The organism is Variovorax sp. V213, assembly GCF_041154455.1.
Classification (GTDB): domain Bacteria; phylum Pseudomonadota; class Gammaproteobacteria; order Burkholderiales; family Burkholderiaceae_C; genus Variovorax.
The window spans coordinates 557,764-572,631 of sequence record NZ_AP028665.1 but is presented as its reverse complement, the minus strand read 5'-3'; the positions used below and the strand labels follow the sequence as shown (position 1 = coordinate 572,631).

The following is a 14,868-nucleotide window of genomic DNA, read 5'->3' as shown; positions in this document are numbered from 1 at the left end:
CTCCTCGGAACGAGGGAACAACATGCCACTTTTTGGCGCTCGCGAAAAGAGGCGCGCTTCGCCGGTTATGTGTCGGCCGCGCGTGAAACGCGCCGGGCGCCGCACTGGCAGCGCCTGTCAAGCCCCGTCAGGCCAGCGGCCGCAGTGCGACCCCCATGTCGCGCCAGTGCTCCGGATGGCAGGTGAACAGGAGCACCTGGTGCCGCTGCGCGGCATCGAACAGCGCGCGCTTCATCTGCGCCAGCCGGGGAGCGTCGCTGTGGACCAGCGCGTCGTCGAGGATCAGCAGCGTCGGACGGCCCGCCTCCTGCAGCAGGTCGGCATAGGCGAAGCGGCTGATGAGCCGCAGTTGCTCGCGCGCGCCGAAGCTTAACTCGTGCAACTGGCCGCTTTCCGCAGCGCCACCGGCGCCGAGGCGCGTCAGCATGGCGGGCGCGAGCCCCGCGTCCATCTGCACGGTCGCGCCGGGCATCAGCAGAGGCAGGTAGTGCTGCATGCGCGTTTGCAGGGGCGCCTGCAGCCGGGTCAGCGTGGCCTGGCGCTTTTGCTCGAGCTTGTGGCACAGCAGCGCGAGCGCATCGGCGCGGCGCTGCAACTCGGCGTGCCGGCGCCGTGCCTGCACGAGCTGTCCGGCCACGGCCTCCCGCTGCTCCTCCAGGCCCTGCGCGCCGGACAGCTGCAGCGTGTTTTCGAGCAGCAGCAACTGGTCGCGGCGCTGCTGATGGCCGCGCGTGACCTGCTCGATGCTGCGCTGCAGCCGGTCGATGTCCTGCAGCACGATGTCGGGCCGCGCGGCCTGTACGTCGGCGTTCGTCTGGTCGATGCGATCGTTCAGCGCCTCGGCCTCGGCGCCCGCGGCCAGCCATTGCTGGCTGGCCTGGGCATGGCGCTGCTGCCGGCCCGGGTCCGCGAGCGCCGCCTGCGCTGCCGCGAGTTCGCGCCGGGCCGATGCGCTAGCCTCTTGCGCCGCGGATTGCCGACGCTGCGCTTCAGCGAGCGTCTTCTGGGCCGCCTGCTCGGCCGCCACGGCGGCTTGCTGTGCGGCCTCGGCTTCCTCGATCGACAGGGCGAGTCCGGCCGTTGCCGCGGGCAGGCGTTCGAAAGCCGCCCGCGCGGTGGCGATGCGCGATTGGGCTTGCGCAAGCTCGCCGCGCAGCGCTTCCAATCCGCGTGGTGCGACGATGCCCAGGGCCTGCTGCGCGAGCTTGATCTGCGCATCGAGATCGGCCGAGGCGCCGAGGCGCGATCGGGCCTGCGCGATGTCGTCCACGCCAGCGGCCTGCAGCGCCGCGCGCATGGCGTCGCGCGCATCGGCGTGCGCACGCGCGAGCGCCACGAGGTCGTCGCCGCCCGGCGTGATGACCAGCCGGCCGCCGCCCGGCAGGTGCAGCGTGGCGGGCGCATCGATGAGCCGTTCGCCCTGCCCGCGCAGGTCGTGCATCTCGTTGCGCGCTTGCAGTTCCAGGGCCTGGCCTTCCGGCAGCACGAACTGCAGCCGCGTGGCCACGGCCTGCCGGCGCAGATCGGCATCGTGCTCTGCACGCTCGAGCTTTTGCAACTGCTCGACGTCGGCAAAGCGGATCTTCGGCGCCGCCGCAGCGGTTGCTTGCAGGCCCGCCAGTCGCGCATGGGCTTCCTCCGCGCGCGCCAGGCTTTCGGCACTGCGTGCTGCATCGGCCTGCGCCTGCTGCAGCAGCAGCTGCAGATGGCGGCGCTGGGCCTCCTGGCTCGCCGCGCGCCAGCCGTCGCGGGCGCTGTCGACCCGGCGCTGGGCTTCAACCGCGTACTGGCGCGCGTGGGCCACGGCGGCGTCGCCGTCCTGCAGCTGCTTCGCCGTCTCTTCGCAGGCACGCTCGCGCGTTTGCGCTTCGGTCTGCTGCTGCGCGAGGCCGGCCAGTTCCTTCGCGAGCAGCTCCCGGGTTTCCTGCAGCTGGCGCAGGCGCGCGCGGTCGTTGCGCAGCTGCTCCTGGCCCGCCTGCAGCGCATCGTTGCGGTGCTGGGCCGCCAACAACTGCTCGCGCAGTGCTTCCCAGGGCCTGGCCATCTCGTCGGCCTGGTGCTGCTGGCGCATCTGCGCGAGCTGGTCCACCTGCTGGCGGTAGGCGGCGACTTGCGCATCGATGGCGCCGAGCTCCGCCTCCAGCGCGGCCATGTGCGCTATGGCCTCGGCATAGGCGGCGCGTGGCTTACCGGTCGAGGTCAGGAGTTCGTCGCGCTGCGCGCGCAGGCTGTCGAGAATCGCGTCGCCGCCGCTCGCCGCCAGTGCCGCGGCCGAATCGCCGCCCGGGTCGCGAAGGGCGTCATGCAGATGATCGCGCGCATGGCTGACGTCCAGCTCGTGGCCGCGCCCCTGCTCCACCCACAGCAAGCCCGGGATGCCCCAGTTCTCCGGCTTGCTCGCGCCCTTGCCGGCGAACGAGAAGCCGAACAGCTGGGCCAGGTGGTCCTCGGCGTCGGTGCCGTCGAAGGAGCGCGCACCGGCCGCAAGGGTGCAGCGCTTCTTGCCGAGAAAGCTCTTGACGAGCCGGTGGCCCTGCCCGTCGATCAGAAAATCGAGTTCGACCAGCGGTGCCGCGCCGCTGCCCTCGCCCCAGGGCCGCAGGTCTTCCACGGCCGTGGAGCGGTGGCGTTCGAAGAAGGCCGCGCGGATGGCGCGCACCAGCGTGCTCTTGCCGGCCTCGTTGGCCGCGGCCAGGATGTTGAGCCCGGGCTCGAAGCCACCCAGTTCGAGCGGTGCGCGAAAGCGCCGCAGCTGCTCGACGCGCAGGCGGGTGATCTGCAGCTTCATGGCTTAGGCGCCCTCCTTGGAGGCCACGGCGGATGCGGCCGGTGAGCGCTGCGCCAATTCGGCCGCCAGCAGCGCCAGTGCGTCCTGGGCCATCCGCGCCTCGGGCGAATCGGGGCCGGCCTGCGCGTCGCGCAGTTCCTGCACCACCTCGCCCAGGTAGCCATCGGCCTGCAGGCCGGCAATGTCTTCGTCGGTGGGCACGAGCCGCAGCGCCGACAGATCGACTTGCAGATGGCGGGCCCGCGCCTCCGCACGCCCGATGGCCGCCTGCAGGCACTGCAGTCCTGCGACGTCGACCTGGCCCTGCACGCGCAGGGCGGCCACGTCGTGCGAATCCAGTGGGTCCAGCCGGGCGATCAACGCGTAGCCATCGCTGGCAACCTGCAGCGCCGCGTCGATCGATCGCCATCGGAAGCGGGCGACTGCAAGGGGGGTCACCTGCGGCTCGGCGCCCGGTGCGGCGATGTCCACCAGCAGCGCCTGGCCCGATCCGTTGTCCTTGAAGCGGTCCGGCTCCGGCGTGCCGGCGTACCAGGTGCGCGCATCGATGCGTTTGCAGCCGTGCCAGTCGCCGAGCGCAAGGTAGTCGAGCCGCGCGGTCGATGCACGGTCGGGCGCGATAGGGTTCGCCGAGTCGATGTCCTCCGCGAGCAGGCCCTGCACGCTGCCGTGCGCCAGGCCGATGCGCAGCATGCCCGCGGGCGTTTCGGCCGCGTCGAACCACGCCGTGAGGTCGTTGTAGGTGTGGCGCTGCGCGAGCGGCGCGGGCAGCACGGCAAAGCCCTGCGCCTGGAACATGCGTACTTCGGGCACCAGCAGCGCATGGACGTTCGGCGGCACCAGGCCCAGCCGCTGCGCGCGCGTCCACACGCTTTCGGCAAGGGCGGCGTCGTGGTTGCCGGGAATCATGAGCCAGGGCCCCGCGTAGCCCGACAGCGCATTGAAGAGCCTCCGCAGCGTGCGCTCCGAAACGGTCTGCACGTCGAAGACGTCGCCAGCGACGAGTACGGCGTCCACCCGGTGCTCGGTGGCCAGCGCGGCGAGGCGCTCGACCACCGTGATGCGCGCCTCGGCCAGGATCGGCGCATGCTCGGGATCGAAGCTTGCGAACTGGCGGCCGATCTGCCAGTCGGCGGAATGAAGAAAGCGTGTCATGTGGGGTCGGTTAAATTCCGCAGATTCGGACGGCCAGCGGATCTTCAACGTCGAAATTGGGCCGCAGAACTTCCAGGATCAGAACATGAAAAAAACGGATGCGAGCCCAAGCCAGCCGGCATCGGAGCTCATCTCTCAAAGAATTGCCGATCTTGGCGGCTGGCGCGGCGAAACCCTCGGCAGGATGCGCAAGCTCATCAAGGACGCAGACCCTGAAGTCGTCGAGGAATGGAAGTGGATGGGCACGCCGGTCTGGTCGCACGACGGCATCATCTGTACCGGCGAATCCTACAAGGACAAGGTGAAGCTGACCTTCGCCAAGGGCGCGTCCCTGGAAGACCCCGCCCGTCTCTTCAATTCGAGCCTCGACGGAAACATGCGCCGCGCCATCGACATCCATGAAGGCGAAAAAATCGACGAGTCCGCCTTCAAGGCGCTCGTGCGCGAGGCGATCGCGCTCAACAGTGCGGCCAAGTCCACCAAATCTGCGAAGAAGTCGAGGTCCTGAGGAGGCGCTGCCGCCGCAGTGGCGTCACCAGAAGGCGTCGTCTTCGCGCGCACGCAGCGCCCGCACCCGGTGCTCGGCAATCTTGCGAATGAGATCTTCGGGCAGCGGCTGGTCATAGGGAACCTGAAGCATGCCCTTCGTGGTCTTGTGCGCTTCCAGTTCCTTGCCGAAAGGCTCCAGCCCCGCCGCTGTGGGCGTGAAGTTGAGGTGTGCCTTGTGCGCGGAAAAAGCGAACAGGAAGCGCGGCTCCACGAAGAACGGGGTGCCCCACTTGATCGCCTCCTGGGCTTCGGGCGCAATGCCCTTGAGCAGCGCGTACAGCCGGCGCAGGTGCGGCTGGCCCTCGCGCGGCGCCGCGCGGATGTATTCGTCGATGGTCGCCGGACGTTGGGCTGCCATTTCTTTTGCTTCCCTGCTGGACGCATGATCGGTCATCCGCAGCCCGGATGCCCTGTTTCTCGTGACATCTTGGAACCTTCTTCACCGTTGCGATGTGCGCGACCCGGCGAGGCCAGGCGTTGGAAGTACATCGGGACTGTTCCCAGATCTTCAGGAGATGCGATGATTTTGACTCGAACTGGCCTCAAGCTGGCCCTCTCTGGCGCGTTGGCCGCCGGCGCTCTTTTCGCGGTGGCCTCGGCCAGCGCCGGCACGAGCTGGTCGGTTGGCGTATCCGTGCCGGGCGTGGTGGTGAGCAGCGAGCCGGCGCCGGTCTACTATGAACCCGCGCCCGTGTATTCGCCGCCGGCCCCCGTCTACTACCAGCCAGCCCCGCCAGTGCGCTACCAGCCGCCTGCATACGTTGCACCGGCACCGGTCTATTACGAGCCGGGGCCGAGCTGGGAAGAACGTCGCGCGGAGCGCCGCGAATGGCGCCGCCGCGAGTGGGAACGCCGCGAGCACTATCGCCACTATCGCGAAGACAGGGACTGATCGCCCCAGCCCCTCGACCGCCCGCCAAGGAGGAAAAGGGGCCTGTTGCGGCTTTTCATTCAGGCGAACCGGTCGCCCTGGCAATCACGTCGATCTCCACCAATGCCCCCAGGGGCAGGCGTGACACCTCGACGCACGCCCGCGCGGGAAATGCGCTGGGAAAGTAGCGCGCATAGACCGAGTTCACGGACGCGAAATCGTCCATGTTCGTCAGGTAGACCGTCGCGCGAACCACCCGGTCGAGGCCCGAGCCTCCCGCCCGCAGAATCGCTTCGATGTTCTTGAGCGCGCGGTCGGCCTGTGCGGCCGCATCCGCACCCGCGAGCCCGCCGGTCGCCGGATCGAGCGCCACCTGGCCCGACGTCCAGAGCCACCCGTCGAGAAGCACACCCTGCGAGTACGGACCGACGGCGGAAGGGGCCTCCGCGGTTTGGACGATGGTCTTGCGCATGGCTTTCTCCCGCGCGGCCGATGCATGGGGAGACTTTCGGCCGCCGGCCCCGCAACCGAATCGGGGAATATGCACCTGAAGAGACCAGCGAGCAAGAATGAGAGCTACCCCAGGCCGGTCAACCCGCCCGCCGGGACCGGCGAGGCTCTCGCGCCACATAGACCAACGCCGCGATCAGGCCGACCCCCGCGATGGCGCACCACGCGGTCGCAGGGCTGCGCAGGGCAAGCGCCCATGACGAGCGGGCGCGTCTTGGCGCCAGGCCCGAAGCGGCCTGCCCCAGCGGCGTGAGCGGCCGCGCGGTGTTCGGATCTTCTTCGCTCTCGAGCATCGCCTTGGAAATTTCCAGCGGCGTCAGTTCATCGGCAATGGGTCCGGAGAGAGATGGCTCGTTGGCGCTCATGGGAAGACCTTTCGTCGGGCGGTTGGAGTGTTGCGAGCTTCGGCTACCTTCTTGCCAAACCTGCGCAGCCGGCAACGAAGATCCGCGTAGGCCGAGGGCGCACGCGAAGGTCGCCTCAAGCCAGCCGGAGCTCCGGGCCATAGAGCGCCCTGGCCCAATCCGGCAGGTCTTCAGAGGCGGCGATCAGCTGGCCCTTGGTGAAGGCGATGAGGCGCCGCGCCGGCATGTTGAGCCCGGAGTTGTCGTACACGAAAGCATGGTCGGCCAGCAGCACGGCTTCGCGGATCAGCGGCTGGTTGCGCTCGAACCGCTCCCTGATCTTGTCTTCGGGCACGTCGTGTCCGCCCTCTTCCACCCGTTGCCCAACCCGGCTGACCGAAAGCTCCACGCGGCGCACGTTGATGTGATAGACCACGACCCGAAACCCCGCGGCCTGGGCATCGCGGATCAGCGCCAGCTTCGACTCGTGAGAGAACGTGGATTCGGAGACGAAGCTGATGCCCTTCTCCAGCGCCTGCCTGCGGCGGCTCTCCGCGATGGCGGCCGCCCGGTAGGCCGCGGCCATCGACGGATCGCCGAGTTCCTCGCGCTGGATCAGATCGGCATTGATGAACAGCGCCTTGATTCGCGGACGTATGACGATTTCATAGAAGGTCGACTTGCCGGCGCCATTCGGCCCGGCAAGCATGATCATCGTCGGGCGGCTCACGCGGCGCTCAACGCTTCACCGCGGGTGTGCCGTACACCAATCGATCCTTCTCATCGAGCCCGACACCCACGCCGCGGCGCCGGCGGTCCCGCCAGAAGTCTTCTTCAGCGGCAGTAGCGGGTGCGTCGGCCAGGGCCTGGATGAAGTCGTCCTGTTCGGCTTCGGCGAGCGCATCGAGCGACAGCGGCTCGAGGCCGCGCAGGGCCAGCTCGACCCGGGAATAACCGACCTCCGGATCGCGTTCCATGGCCCGCCCGATGCGAAGCCAATGCTCGGCTTGGCCGGAGATCGACCGGCTGTTCAATCGCGCTGCGTCTCGCAGCGCCTTCATTTCAATATCCGAAATCTTGACGGCCTGGCTCATACGAGAATCCTTAGAGGTTCCATTTTGCAACCACCAGAGGCATTCTGCAACCCTGCTCACATTCACCCGGTTGGGGAAGTCCCGAATGCCTCATTTCCGCCACTGGCCGACCTCTGACGGGGTTACTCGCGTACAGTCGAAAGTTAACATTTCAACCACCGACGCAGGTCCATCGTGCCCTACTATGAACTGAAGATTGGCCACCAAACAGGCCTGGTCCAAGTCGCCGAGGACCTCGTCTGCTACACCGCGACCTTGTACTGGATGCCCCACCGCCGAGCGCCGCGCGCGCCGGACGAGGTCAATTCCACGCCGCTGGAGCACCACCAGACGTTCGGGCCATCGGAAGCCGAGGCGCTTGAATCGCTGCGCGCATGGGCCGCCGACAACTTCGAGTCGGTCAGCGACTTCGTCCAGATCGGGCCGCCGTAGGCGGCGTGTTCGCGCTTCGCGGAACGCCGTGGCGAAGAAACTCCGCAAGCACGCCCGCCCCTGTTCCGCACAGCACCGACGCAAAAAAGGGCGCCCCTCACGGAGCGCCCTTTTCAGTTGAGCCTCGAGCCCTTCGGCAGCCGGCTGGCGAGCCACTCGTGCACGTCGGCACGCACGTTCCGGCCTTCCAGCAAGAAGTCTTCCCAGCGGCTCGGCACATACGGCAGGTAGATCAGCTTCATGCCGGCTTCCTCGGGCAGGCGGTCTGCCTTCTCCGAGTTGCACGCGCGGCAAGCCGACACCAGGTTCATCCAGTCCCAGCCTCCACCTCTGCTCTCGGGCAGGATGTGCTCGCACGTAAGGTCCTGCTCTCGGAAATGCTGCGCGCAGTAGGCGCAGGTGAAGCGATCGCGCACGAAGAGCTTGCGGCGGTTGAAGGCTGGCGTGTGATCGAACAGGTTCACCTTCGCACAGCCCTTGAGGGCGATGATCGGCGAAATCTCCAGTCGCGACGCCACGCCTCGCGCCACATTGAATCCCCCGCGCATCGTCGCCAGCGGACCTGAGCCGTCTTCCCAGACGACGGCGCCTGTGGCGTAGTGCGATGCAGCCTGCTCGAGCGAGATCCAGGCCTGCGGCGTTCCCTGGATGTCGAGCTGAAGAACTTGGGGTTTCATGATGGACGGCCTCCTTTCATGGCCGAGCGTTTCGGGATTTCCTGTGTCTTGGCTACTGCACCGAATGAACCTGATGGTCGCCGCGGTCCGGCTCGAACGGACACGCCCTTTCGGGCAGATGCTTTTGAAGCAACCGCGTCTGCCGATTCCGCCACGCGGCGACAGGATGAGAAGAATGGGGCGACTGCCGGGACTCAAACCCGAATCAGCGGGATCACAACCCACGGTTCTATCCTTGAACTACGGCCGCCATGAAACTGGTAGCCACAGATGGGAACGATCCATCGGCCCCCGCCTTATCAAGACGGTGCTCTACCACTGAGCTATGCGGCTGAAAGGGTGTGTGGCTCCTCGACCTGGGCTCGAACCAGGGACATCCGCATTAACAGTGCGGCGCTTCTACCATCTGAGCTATCGAGGAAAAAAGTCGATGTTGGAGACGGCGCGCTGCCGCCGCCTACCACTCGCCGATCTCGCGCACGCGCTGATCGAAGTCGAGCTGCTCGAAGCGTTCACGTGCGCGCTCGGCGTCTCGGTAGCGCTGCCCGGTCATCGTGCCGAGGCCATGCATGACAGCCTGCACAACAGGGTTGCGGGGCTTGGAGGCAGGCACCGCATTGCGGTTCGCCGGCCGGCGGTGGCTGGTGGTGAGTCGCATGGGTGTCCTCCAATCGAACGAGCAGGGCGATGCCAGGTGATCTCTGGATCCCGGCGAAATGTTTCAGTGACGCACGCCGCGCCGCCGGCACAAGGATGGCGCCCCGCGGACCAGTCGAAGGCCCACCTGCCGCTTAGAAGGCGGCGGCTCTGTCCATTTGAGCTAGCAGGGCAGGTTGCGTGATGGAAACGAGGATGGGATTCGGACCCATGTGGAGCAATGCTCACCGGACTTGCAAACCGGCGCCTTCGACCGCTTGGCTACCTCGTTGAAACTGGAACGATGCGTACCAGCCATTCGGCACGACGCAGGGAGTGGAGCAGGCCGCGGGAGTTGAGCCCGCCTGAACGCCTTGGAAGGGCGCCGCCTAACCGCTCGGCCTTAGGCATGCATGTCATGGTGGAGTGCCAGGGCTTCGAACCCCGTATGCCAAAGACGCCGGATTTACAGTCCAGTGCAGTCACCCATGCTGCTCGCACTCCAGGTGTATGGCCCCGCGCACACGATTCGAACGTGCAACCCCCGGCTTCGTAGGCCAGTGCTCTGATCCAGTTGAGCTAACGCGGGAGGGAAAATGGTTGATGAGATTGGAGGATGCGGTGCGACCTTCCAGGTTCACATAGGTACAGGTGCAGTCCCGAGGTGTCGAGCCTCGCCCTCCTGTGCTTCAAACAGGCGCTTCCACCGGGTTAGCTTGGACTGCAAAGTATGGCGATCCGTAAGGGAGTTGAACCCTTGCTTCCTCCTAGACAGGGAGGCACTCTGGCCACTGAGTTAACGGATCAAAAAAGATGGTGGTGATGAACGGCATCGAGTCGTCAACCGCCTGCTTGCAAGGCAGGTGCTCTCCCAGTTGAGCTACATCTCCAGGGAAACTGGCGGATCGTGCTGGATTCGAACCAGCGGGCCACCTTACGTAACCACGGCTTAGCAAGCCGCCGCCTTGGACCACTCGGCCAACGATCCTTCAAAATCTCCGGTTACGAGTTCCGGCGCCTCCCAATCTTTGAGGCCGGTTTCCACGAGAGAACGATCTGCATCGCCCTGTCTCGCTCTTATGTTGGTCCGTGTTGCAGGGTTCGAACCTGCGACCCTCTGGTCCCAAACCAGATGCGCTACCAGACTGCGCCAAACACGGAAGTACTCTCAATTTACTGGTAGACCGTGGTCGATTCGAACGACCGATTGCCTGAGTCAAAGTCAGGTGCCTTAGTCCAGCTTGGCGAACGGCCTATGTGCATTGCATTCGTACCAACCTAGAGTTGGAAGAAAACGATGGTTGCGCGGGCAAGATTTGAACTTGCGATCTCGAGCGCATGAAGCTCGCGAAGACGACCAGGCTCCCCTACCGCGCGAAGAAGTGGTATCCCGTATGGGGGTCGAACCCATCTGCGCAGGGTGAAAACCTGCTGACCTCACCCGAAGTCGAACGGGACAAGAAAGTGAAAAGTACAGTGTGGCGCCCAAGGTCTCGATTCGAACGGACGACCATTTCCTTACAGGGGAACTGCTCTGGCCTCTGAGCTACAAGGGCTTGAAATGATGGCGAGCACCGAAGGAGTCGAACCTTCAACCGTCGGTTTTGGAGACCGGTGTTCTGCCAGTTGAACTAGGCACTCAAGAAGCTGGTGGTCCCCCAAGCAAGCCTCGAACTTGCATGACTTTCGTCGCCGGATTCTGAATCCGGTGCGTCTACCAATTCCGCCATCGGGGGTGTTTCCATTTCGGTTGTGTCTTCACGCGATTCGAGCGCTTGCGCGCTCACGTCGACATCGCTGCACATGGTTGGGTCCAGACCGTGCACATCCCTCCAGGCCGCCGACGCGGTTGGCCTCTGGAGGTGCTGCAAAGGCACACCCGAAATGGAGCAGCAGGAGGGCTTCGATCCCTCGGCCTCAACGTTGGCGACGTTGCGCTCTACCTGACTGAGCTACGGCTGCAAGTTTTTGCGAGTCGCTGGCCCCACCAGTGAGGGGCGCGACTCGCGGCAAATTTTTAAGGATCACCCACCGGCGCCGCTGGCGCGGGTGAGTTCACGGCAGCACGATCACTGCTGTGGCGGCCGGCACCAGTGAGCGCCAATCGCGGTTGGGTGCGGATCGAGATCCGCAACGTGAGGTGAGAAAAACAAAAAGGCCCGGATCCATTTCGGAATCCGGGCCTCTGGTGAGAGAGCTTGGGAGGGTTGCGCTTACGCGCTACCTCCACCCGGGTGCGGCTGATCCTCGTACTGCTGTCCAAGCCACAAGCTGGCCGGGATCGCGGAAAGGGAGTTCAGCTGCGAATGCATCTCGGCTGTCGTCAGGCTGTGACCACCACAGAACGAGACGCGCACGAACGCCCGGCCCGATGCGGGTCGAATGTTCAGTGAGGTCAGGTTTGCTTTCACGATGGTTCCAGTGGGTGGCGAGTTCTCGATGAATCGAAGTCGGTTGCGGATGAAACGGGGACGAAGCAATTTCGTCGATGGATGTAATGTAAACTGGGTTTACTCCACCGCGCAACATCTTTTTGAGGCGTCGTGTTTTTTTCTCACCACGGCCGCGTTGTATCGCGGCCGTTGATCACAGTGCCTGCGGCACGCATTCCGAAGCATGTCACTCCCAACCGTCCGCCGAAGCAACGTCCTCCTCCTCTTCGGCGACTTTGTGGCGGAGCATGCATCCAATGGGGCGGAGCCGATCGGCCTGGCCGCCAAGTTTGCGGAGAAGCTGCAGATCTCGGCCAGCATGTGGAGCCAGATCAAGAAGGGTCGCGTGATCTCGGACAAACTGGCGCGGCAGATCGAGACTCGTTGCGGCAAGCCTTCACTCTGGCTCGATGCGGTTCAAAGTGCCGAATCCCTGCCCGATCCGGGGGAGGAGCGCTTCGTCGAGCTGGCGCGCCAAGCCTACCGAACCCAGAACGCGCGCGGCAAACGCGCGCTGCGCACCATCCTGCTGGAGAACATGCGCCCCCCGGCAACCTGAAGTCTTCGGCAAGGCGGCAGGATCGGCGCGAGACAGTCTTCGAAGGGGACGACGTGAACCCTGCTCAACCGGGTGGTCTTCCTCACGACGCAAGCTTCGAGGCTTGCCTGTGAAGTTGTGGTCGCCGACGTTCGCGTTCTCTCGCAGCGCCTACCTCCTTCGAAATGGACGAGACCACGGCGACCCATTCTTCTGCCGTGAGCAGCAGCGCCGTTTGCGAATGCAAAAGCGTGTCCTCCTTGTCCAGATGCACGTACATGAGCTGCCGGTGCTGCTGCAGCAAAGCCTCGGCCTTTACAGCTGCGTTCATGTCGCCGGCCTCGGCAAGCTTCAAGGCGGCCTTGGCTTGCGAGAGGAGATCGCTGCAGCATGCGCTTTCCGAACCGAGTTGCTCGAGAAGCTCGTCAGCTTCGCTCGACCGTCCGCGCAGCATGTCCAGCATGACGACGCCCTTGGGGCGATGCGTTGCTTCTTCAAAGGCCTCGAGCCGTTCGATGACTCTGATCGCAGTTGTCGCCCGTCGCCGGACGCACGCTTCATCCTGCTCCGCCTTCATCGCAGTAGTGAGCCGAGCCAACAACTCCCGGGTGCGAGCGTGCTCGGCGCGCAGGATGGCCCACGCGCATTCGGCTGCCAACATGCTTCATCTCCTTCTGGACCAGCGACCTATCTATTCGAAATGCTTGCGAATCTGGTCCTTAATGCCATCGTTCTACATCGTTGCGCGCGGCACTGCAAGCCCTCCTCTCTTCACTCGCCGTCGACCCGATCGCGCCGCATGGCCCGCCAGAGTGCAAGGTCGTAGGAAATCTTGAGCAGCCCGCAGGCGATGAGCGGCAACGAGATCCACCCGGCCGCGAACAGCGCGCCGCTGATCGTGGGGCTGATGGCCGCGGCCAGGCTGCGTGGCACGGCGGTGAAGCTCGCCGCGGCGCTGCGTTCCGCCGGCGTCACGACCGCCATCACATAGGCCGTTCGCGTGGGCACATCCATCGACGACAGCGCACTGCGAACCATCAACAGGCCGAGCGCGACGGGCAAGCTGGGTACCAGCGCCGCCAGCACCAGACAGACGTTGGCCGGCAAGTGGGTGAAGACCATGGTGTTGAGCAAGCCGATGCGTCGGGCGACCACAGGCGCGGCAAGCTGCGACGCGGCACCGAGCAAGCCGGTCCAGAAGAAGAACACGCCAGCCTGCGTCAGCGAGAGTCCGAATCGCTCCAGCAGCCACAGCGACATCAGCGCGTTGACCGCCAGTCCGCCGGCAAACGCGTCGACGCTGAAGAGTGCCGCCAATCGCACCACGACGCGGCGCGATGGCCCAAGAGGTGCCGGTGCGACAGGCGCGCTCTGCGCGCTGTTGGCGCCGGCATCTGCGGGCAGATGCCGGTAGAGCCAGAAGACAGCGAGCCCAATGGCCGCGTAGATCGCGAACATCCCGCGCAGCGCGTCGATCCTCGCGAACTCGCTGTGCCGAACCAGCCAGTCCGGCACGGCGGCGGCCAGCGCGCCCAACGCCGCGCACAACGCACCCAACAGGCTGTAGCGCGCAAACAGTGCCGTGCGGGCATGACCCTGTGCCGCCGCGGCCAGGCGGGCATGCTCGAGGGGAAGAAACACACTGACGTCGCCAGAACTGGGATTGAGCGTGCCGACCAGCGCGACGACCAGCAACGGCCAGAATGACGACAGGCCCGCAAAGCCCAGGCCCGTCGCCGCCATCAGCAAGGCGGCGCCGCGCAGCAACCGTCCGCCCGCGAAGCGATACCCCCACGCGCCCACCGCGAGGGTGGCAAGTGCCGAACCCAGCATCGTCGCCGTGCTGACGAGGCCCACCTCCAGCGTGCCCAGGCCGATCGACAGCAGGTAGGCCGGCAGCAGCACCGCCATGTACCCGTCCCCGAAGGCGCGCAGCCCCCGTGCGGCAAGCAAGGGCAAGGCGCCAGGGTCGACCCCCGGGGGCAGCAGGCGCGCCAGAACGATGCCCGGTCGGAACAAGGGAGTGGCACTCATGGCGCTTCCTTCGAGGAATCCGGCCTGCCGACGCCGAGATGGCGCCAGAGGCGAAGAACTTGGGTGAAGGAAACAGGCTGCAGACGCGCAGAAAGCGCAGGAGGTGCGTCAGGCAAGGCGGTGTCCATGAATAGCTCCATCATGAGTCACCAGCACTTGGACGGAACACCGTCTGACTTTGCAGAACGGGAGGCTGTTTTCCCGTGGACCGGATCGTAGCAGAGCGTGCCGCGCCGCTCCCGCGGTGCCAGCGACGGCCGTCTTCACCCGGATTTCTCAGGCGGCATCGCCTCGAAACCCGGCAGCTTCCGAAGCAGTGCCGTCATCGACTTCGCGGCGAAGGCCGGTATGTCTGCGATATCCACCCACCGGAACCGGTCCACTTCGGGCGTCATCACGCCCGAGGCGTGGTGAGGAAAGAAGCTCGTGCACTTGCAGGCCGCAATGTCGCAGTCGCGCGTGTGCAGGACGACGCGGAACAGGTGCAGGTCCTTGCGCGCCGAGTACGCCATGCGGCCGAGCTCCTCCATCGAATCCGCGGTCAGCTCGATGCCCGTCTCCTCCCTGACTTCGCGGATGGCCGCCTCGCATGCGGATTCGCCCGCTTCCGCCCCGCCCTTCGGGATGTCCCAGTGCTGCTGGCCAGTCGCGTGCGCCAGCAGGAGCTGGCCTTGCTCGTTGAAGAAGAGCACGCCATAGGAGGTGGTTTTCATAGCCAGCCGATTGTCGCCAGACGGAGGCAGGCGCGCCATGCCGCGCCGTGGCTGCGCCGGCGGCTCCTCTGCAATCCCGCCACACTTGTTACTCC

Annotated in this window: 16 protein-coding genes and 19 tRNA genes; 4 read left to right on the top strand and 31 right to left on the bottom strand. The window is 65.7% G+C overall.

Annotated elements, in window-relative coordinates; all coding sequences use genetic code 11:
* Window positions 1-127: 127 nt before the first annotated feature.
* Window positions 128-2,788: a GTP-binding protein gene (locus ACAM55_RS27885; protein WP_369656504.1), complete on the bottom strand. Its 2,661-nt coding sequence runs from the start codon at window positions 2,786-2,788 to the stop codon at window positions 128-130.
* Window positions 2,789-2,791: 3 nt separating this feature from the next.
* Window positions 2,792-3,943: an exonuclease SbcCD subunit D gene (locus ACAM55_RS27880; RefSeq protein ID WP_369656503.1), complete on the bottom strand. Its 1,152-nt coding sequence runs from the start codon at window positions 3,941-3,943 to the stop codon at window positions 2,792-2,794.
* 85 nt (window positions 3,944-4,028) lie between these two features.
* On the opposite strand from ACAM55_RS27880, the gene ACAM55_RS27875 reads away from it, so the two are divergent.
* On the top strand, window positions 4,029-4,451 hold the full coding sequence (locus ACAM55_RS27875) for a DUF1801 domain-containing protein (RefSeq protein ID WP_369656502.1): 423 nt from the start codon (window positions 4,029-4,031) through the stop codon (window positions 4,449-4,451).
* Between the two features lie 24 nt (window positions 4,452-4,475).
* Here ACAM55_RS27875 and ACAM55_RS27870 read toward each other — a convergent pair whose 3' ends face one another.
* Window positions 4,476-4,850: an iron chaperone gene (locus tag ACAM55_RS27870; RefSeq protein ID WP_369656501.1), complete on the bottom strand. Its 375-nt coding sequence runs from the start codon at window positions 4,848-4,850 to the stop codon at window positions 4,476-4,478.
* Window positions 4,851-5,012: 162 nt separating this feature from the next.
* Here ACAM55_RS27870 and ACAM55_RS27865 point away from each other — a divergent pair, with 162 nt between their 5' ends.
* Window positions 5,013-5,384 (top strand): hypothetical protein, encoded by a 372-nt coding sequence (locus tag ACAM55_RS27865; RefSeq protein ID WP_369656500.1) that lies wholly within the window; start codon window positions 5,013-5,015, stop codon window positions 5,382-5,384.
* Between the two features lie 55 nt (window positions 5,385-5,439).
* Here ACAM55_RS27865 and ACAM55_RS27860 read toward each other — a convergent pair whose 3' ends face one another.
* The 4 genes from ACAM55_RS27860 to ACAM55_RS27845 all read right to left on the bottom strand — a co-directional run bounded on the left by ACAM55_RS27860 (window position 5,440) and on the right by ACAM55_RS27845 (window position 7,311).
* A complete protein-coding gene (locus tag ACAM55_RS27860; RefSeq protein ID WP_369656499.1) occupies window positions 5,440-5,835 on the bottom strand; it encodes a Rid family detoxifying hydrolase in 396 nt (131 codons plus the stop codon).
* Between the two features lie 118 nt (window positions 5,836-5,953).
* On the bottom strand, window positions 5,954-6,238 hold the full coding sequence (locus ACAM55_RS27855) for a hypothetical protein (protein ID WP_369656498.1): 285 nt from the start codon (window positions 6,236-6,238) through the stop codon (window positions 5,954-5,956).
* Between the two features lie 115 nt (window positions 6,239-6,353).
* The gene (locus tag ACAM55_RS27850) at window positions 6,354-6,932 is read right to left on the bottom strand and encodes a zeta toxin family protein (RefSeq protein ID WP_369656497.1); all 579 of its coding nucleotides are present in this window, start codon (window positions 6,930-6,932) and stop codon (window positions 6,354-6,356) included.
* A 22-nt stretch (window positions 6,933-6,954) separates the two neighbouring features.
* Window positions 6,955-7,311 carry a hypothetical protein gene (locus ACAM55_RS27845; RefSeq protein ID WP_369656496.1) on the bottom strand — a complete coding sequence of 119 codons (357 nt, stop codon included), beginning with the start codon at window positions 7,309-7,311 and terminating at the stop codon, window positions 6,955-6,957.
* 174 nt (window positions 7,312-7,485) lie between these two features.
* Here ACAM55_RS27845 and ACAM55_RS27840 point away from each other — a divergent pair, with 174 nt between their 5' ends.
* Window positions 7,486-7,743 (top strand): hypothetical protein, encoded by a 258-nt coding sequence (locus tag ACAM55_RS27840; RefSeq protein WP_369656495.1) that lies wholly within the window; start codon window positions 7,486-7,488, stop codon window positions 7,741-7,743.
* 113 nt (window positions 7,744-7,856) lie between these two features.
* On the opposite strand, the gene ACAM55_RS27835 is transcribed toward ACAM55_RS27840, so the two are convergent.
* The 21 genes from ACAM55_RS27835 to ACAM55_RS27735 form a co-directional block, all read right to left on the bottom strand.
* Complete coding sequence (locus ACAM55_RS27835) at window positions 7,857-8,420, bottom strand: HNH endonuclease (RefSeq protein ID WP_369656494.1); 564 nt, start codon at window positions 8,418-8,420, stop codon at window positions 7,857-7,859.
* 74 nt (window positions 8,421-8,494) lie between these two features.
* Window positions 8,495-8,581 (bottom strand) — tRNA-Leu (locus ACAM55_RS27830).
* 15 nt (window positions 8,582-8,596) lie between these two features.
* Window positions 8,597-8,670, bottom strand: a tRNA-His gene (locus ACAM55_RS27825).
* An 8-nt stretch (window positions 8,671-8,678) separates the two neighbouring features.
* Window positions 8,679-8,753, bottom strand: a tRNA-Ile gene (locus ACAM55_RS27820).
* An 11-nt stretch (window positions 8,754-8,764) separates the two neighbouring features.
* A tRNA-Asn gene (locus tag ACAM55_RS27815) sits at window positions 8,765-8,841 on the bottom strand.
* Window positions 8,842-8,877: 36 nt separating this feature from the next.
* Window positions 8,878-9,078: a short-chain dehydrogenase gene (locus ACAM55_RS27810; protein WP_369656493.1), complete on the bottom strand. Its 201-nt coding sequence runs from the start codon at window positions 9,076-9,078 to the stop codon at window positions 8,878-8,880.
* Window positions 9,079-9,174: 96 nt separating this feature from the next.
* Window positions 9,175-9,250 (bottom strand) — tRNA-Arg (locus ACAM55_RS27805).
* A gap of 11 nt (window positions 9,251-9,261) precedes the next feature.
* A tRNA-Cys gene (locus ACAM55_RS27800) sits at window positions 9,262-9,348 on the bottom strand.
* 45 nt (window positions 9,349-9,393) lie between these two features.
* Window positions 9,394-9,469, bottom strand: a tRNA-Gly gene (locus ACAM55_RS27795).
* 6 nt (window positions 9,470-9,475) lie between these two features.
* Window positions 9,476-9,560: transfer RNA gene (locus ACAM55_RS27790), tRNA-Tyr, on the bottom strand.
* Between the two features lie 7 nt (window positions 9,561-9,567).
* Window positions 9,568-9,645 (bottom strand) — tRNA-Arg (locus tag ACAM55_RS27785).
* Window positions 9,646-9,787: 142 nt separating this feature from the next.
* Window positions 9,788-9,862, bottom strand: a tRNA-Asp gene (locus ACAM55_RS27780).
* Between the two features lie 8 nt (window positions 9,863-9,870).
* Window positions 9,871-9,946, bottom strand: a tRNA-Ala gene (locus tag ACAM55_RS27775).
* 8 nt (window positions 9,947-9,954) lie between these two features.
* Window positions 9,955-10,044 (bottom strand) — tRNA-Ser (locus tag ACAM55_RS27770).
* Between the two features lie 95 nt (window positions 10,045-10,139).
* Window positions 10,140-10,216: transfer RNA gene (locus tag ACAM55_RS27765), tRNA-Pro, on the bottom strand.
* Window positions 10,217-10,233: 17 nt separating this feature from the next.
* Window positions 10,234-10,311, bottom strand: a tRNA-Gln gene (locus ACAM55_RS27760).
* A 43-nt stretch (window positions 10,312-10,354) separates the two neighbouring features.
* A tRNA-Met gene (locus ACAM55_RS27755) sits at window positions 10,355-10,433 on the bottom strand.
* Window positions 10,434-10,535: 102 nt separating this feature from the next.
* Window positions 10,536-10,612 (bottom strand) — tRNA-Thr (locus ACAM55_RS27750).
* Window positions 10,613-10,621: 9 nt separating this feature from the next.
* Window positions 10,622-10,697: transfer RNA gene (locus tag ACAM55_RS27745), tRNA-Trp, on the bottom strand.
* A 10-nt stretch (window positions 10,698-10,707) separates the two neighbouring features.
* A tRNA-Leu gene (locus ACAM55_RS27740) sits at window positions 10,708-10,792 on the bottom strand.
* 149 nt (window positions 10,793-10,941) lie between these two features.
* Window positions 10,942-11,018: transfer RNA gene (locus ACAM55_RS27735), tRNA-Gly, on the bottom strand.
* Window positions 11,019-11,672: 654 nt separating this feature from the next.
* Between ACAM55_RS27735 and ACAM55_RS27730 the strand changes: the two genes are divergently transcribed.
* Window positions 11,673-12,047, top strand: a complete 375-nt coding sequence (locus tag ACAM55_RS27730) for a hypothetical protein (RefSeq protein ID WP_369656492.1) — start codon at window positions 11,673-11,675, stop codon at window positions 12,045-12,047.
* Between the two features lie 82 nt (window positions 12,048-12,129).
* On the opposite strand, the gene ACAM55_RS27725 is transcribed toward ACAM55_RS27730, so the two are convergent.
* From ACAM55_RS27725 to ACAM55_RS27715, 3 genes are all read right to left on the bottom strand, one after another.
* Window positions 12,130-12,687 carry a hemerythrin domain-containing protein gene (locus ACAM55_RS27725; RefSeq protein ID WP_369656491.1) on the bottom strand — a complete coding sequence of 186 codons (558 nt, stop codon included), beginning with the start codon at window positions 12,685-12,687 and terminating at the stop codon, window positions 12,130-12,132.
* Window positions 12,688-12,797: 110 nt separating this feature from the next.
* The gene (locus tag ACAM55_RS27720) at window positions 12,798-14,060 is read right to left on the bottom strand and encodes an MFS transporter (protein WP_369657466.1); all 1,263 of its coding nucleotides are present in this window, start codon (window positions 14,058-14,060) and stop codon (window positions 12,798-12,800) included.
* 263 nt (window positions 14,061-14,323) lie between these two features.
* Window positions 14,324-14,812, bottom strand: coding sequence for an NUDIX hydrolase (locus ACAM55_RS27715; RefSeq protein ID WP_369657465.1), 489 nt, complete (start codon window positions 14,810-14,812; stop codon window positions 14,324-14,326).
* Window positions 14,813-14,868 lie beyond the last annotated feature (56 nt).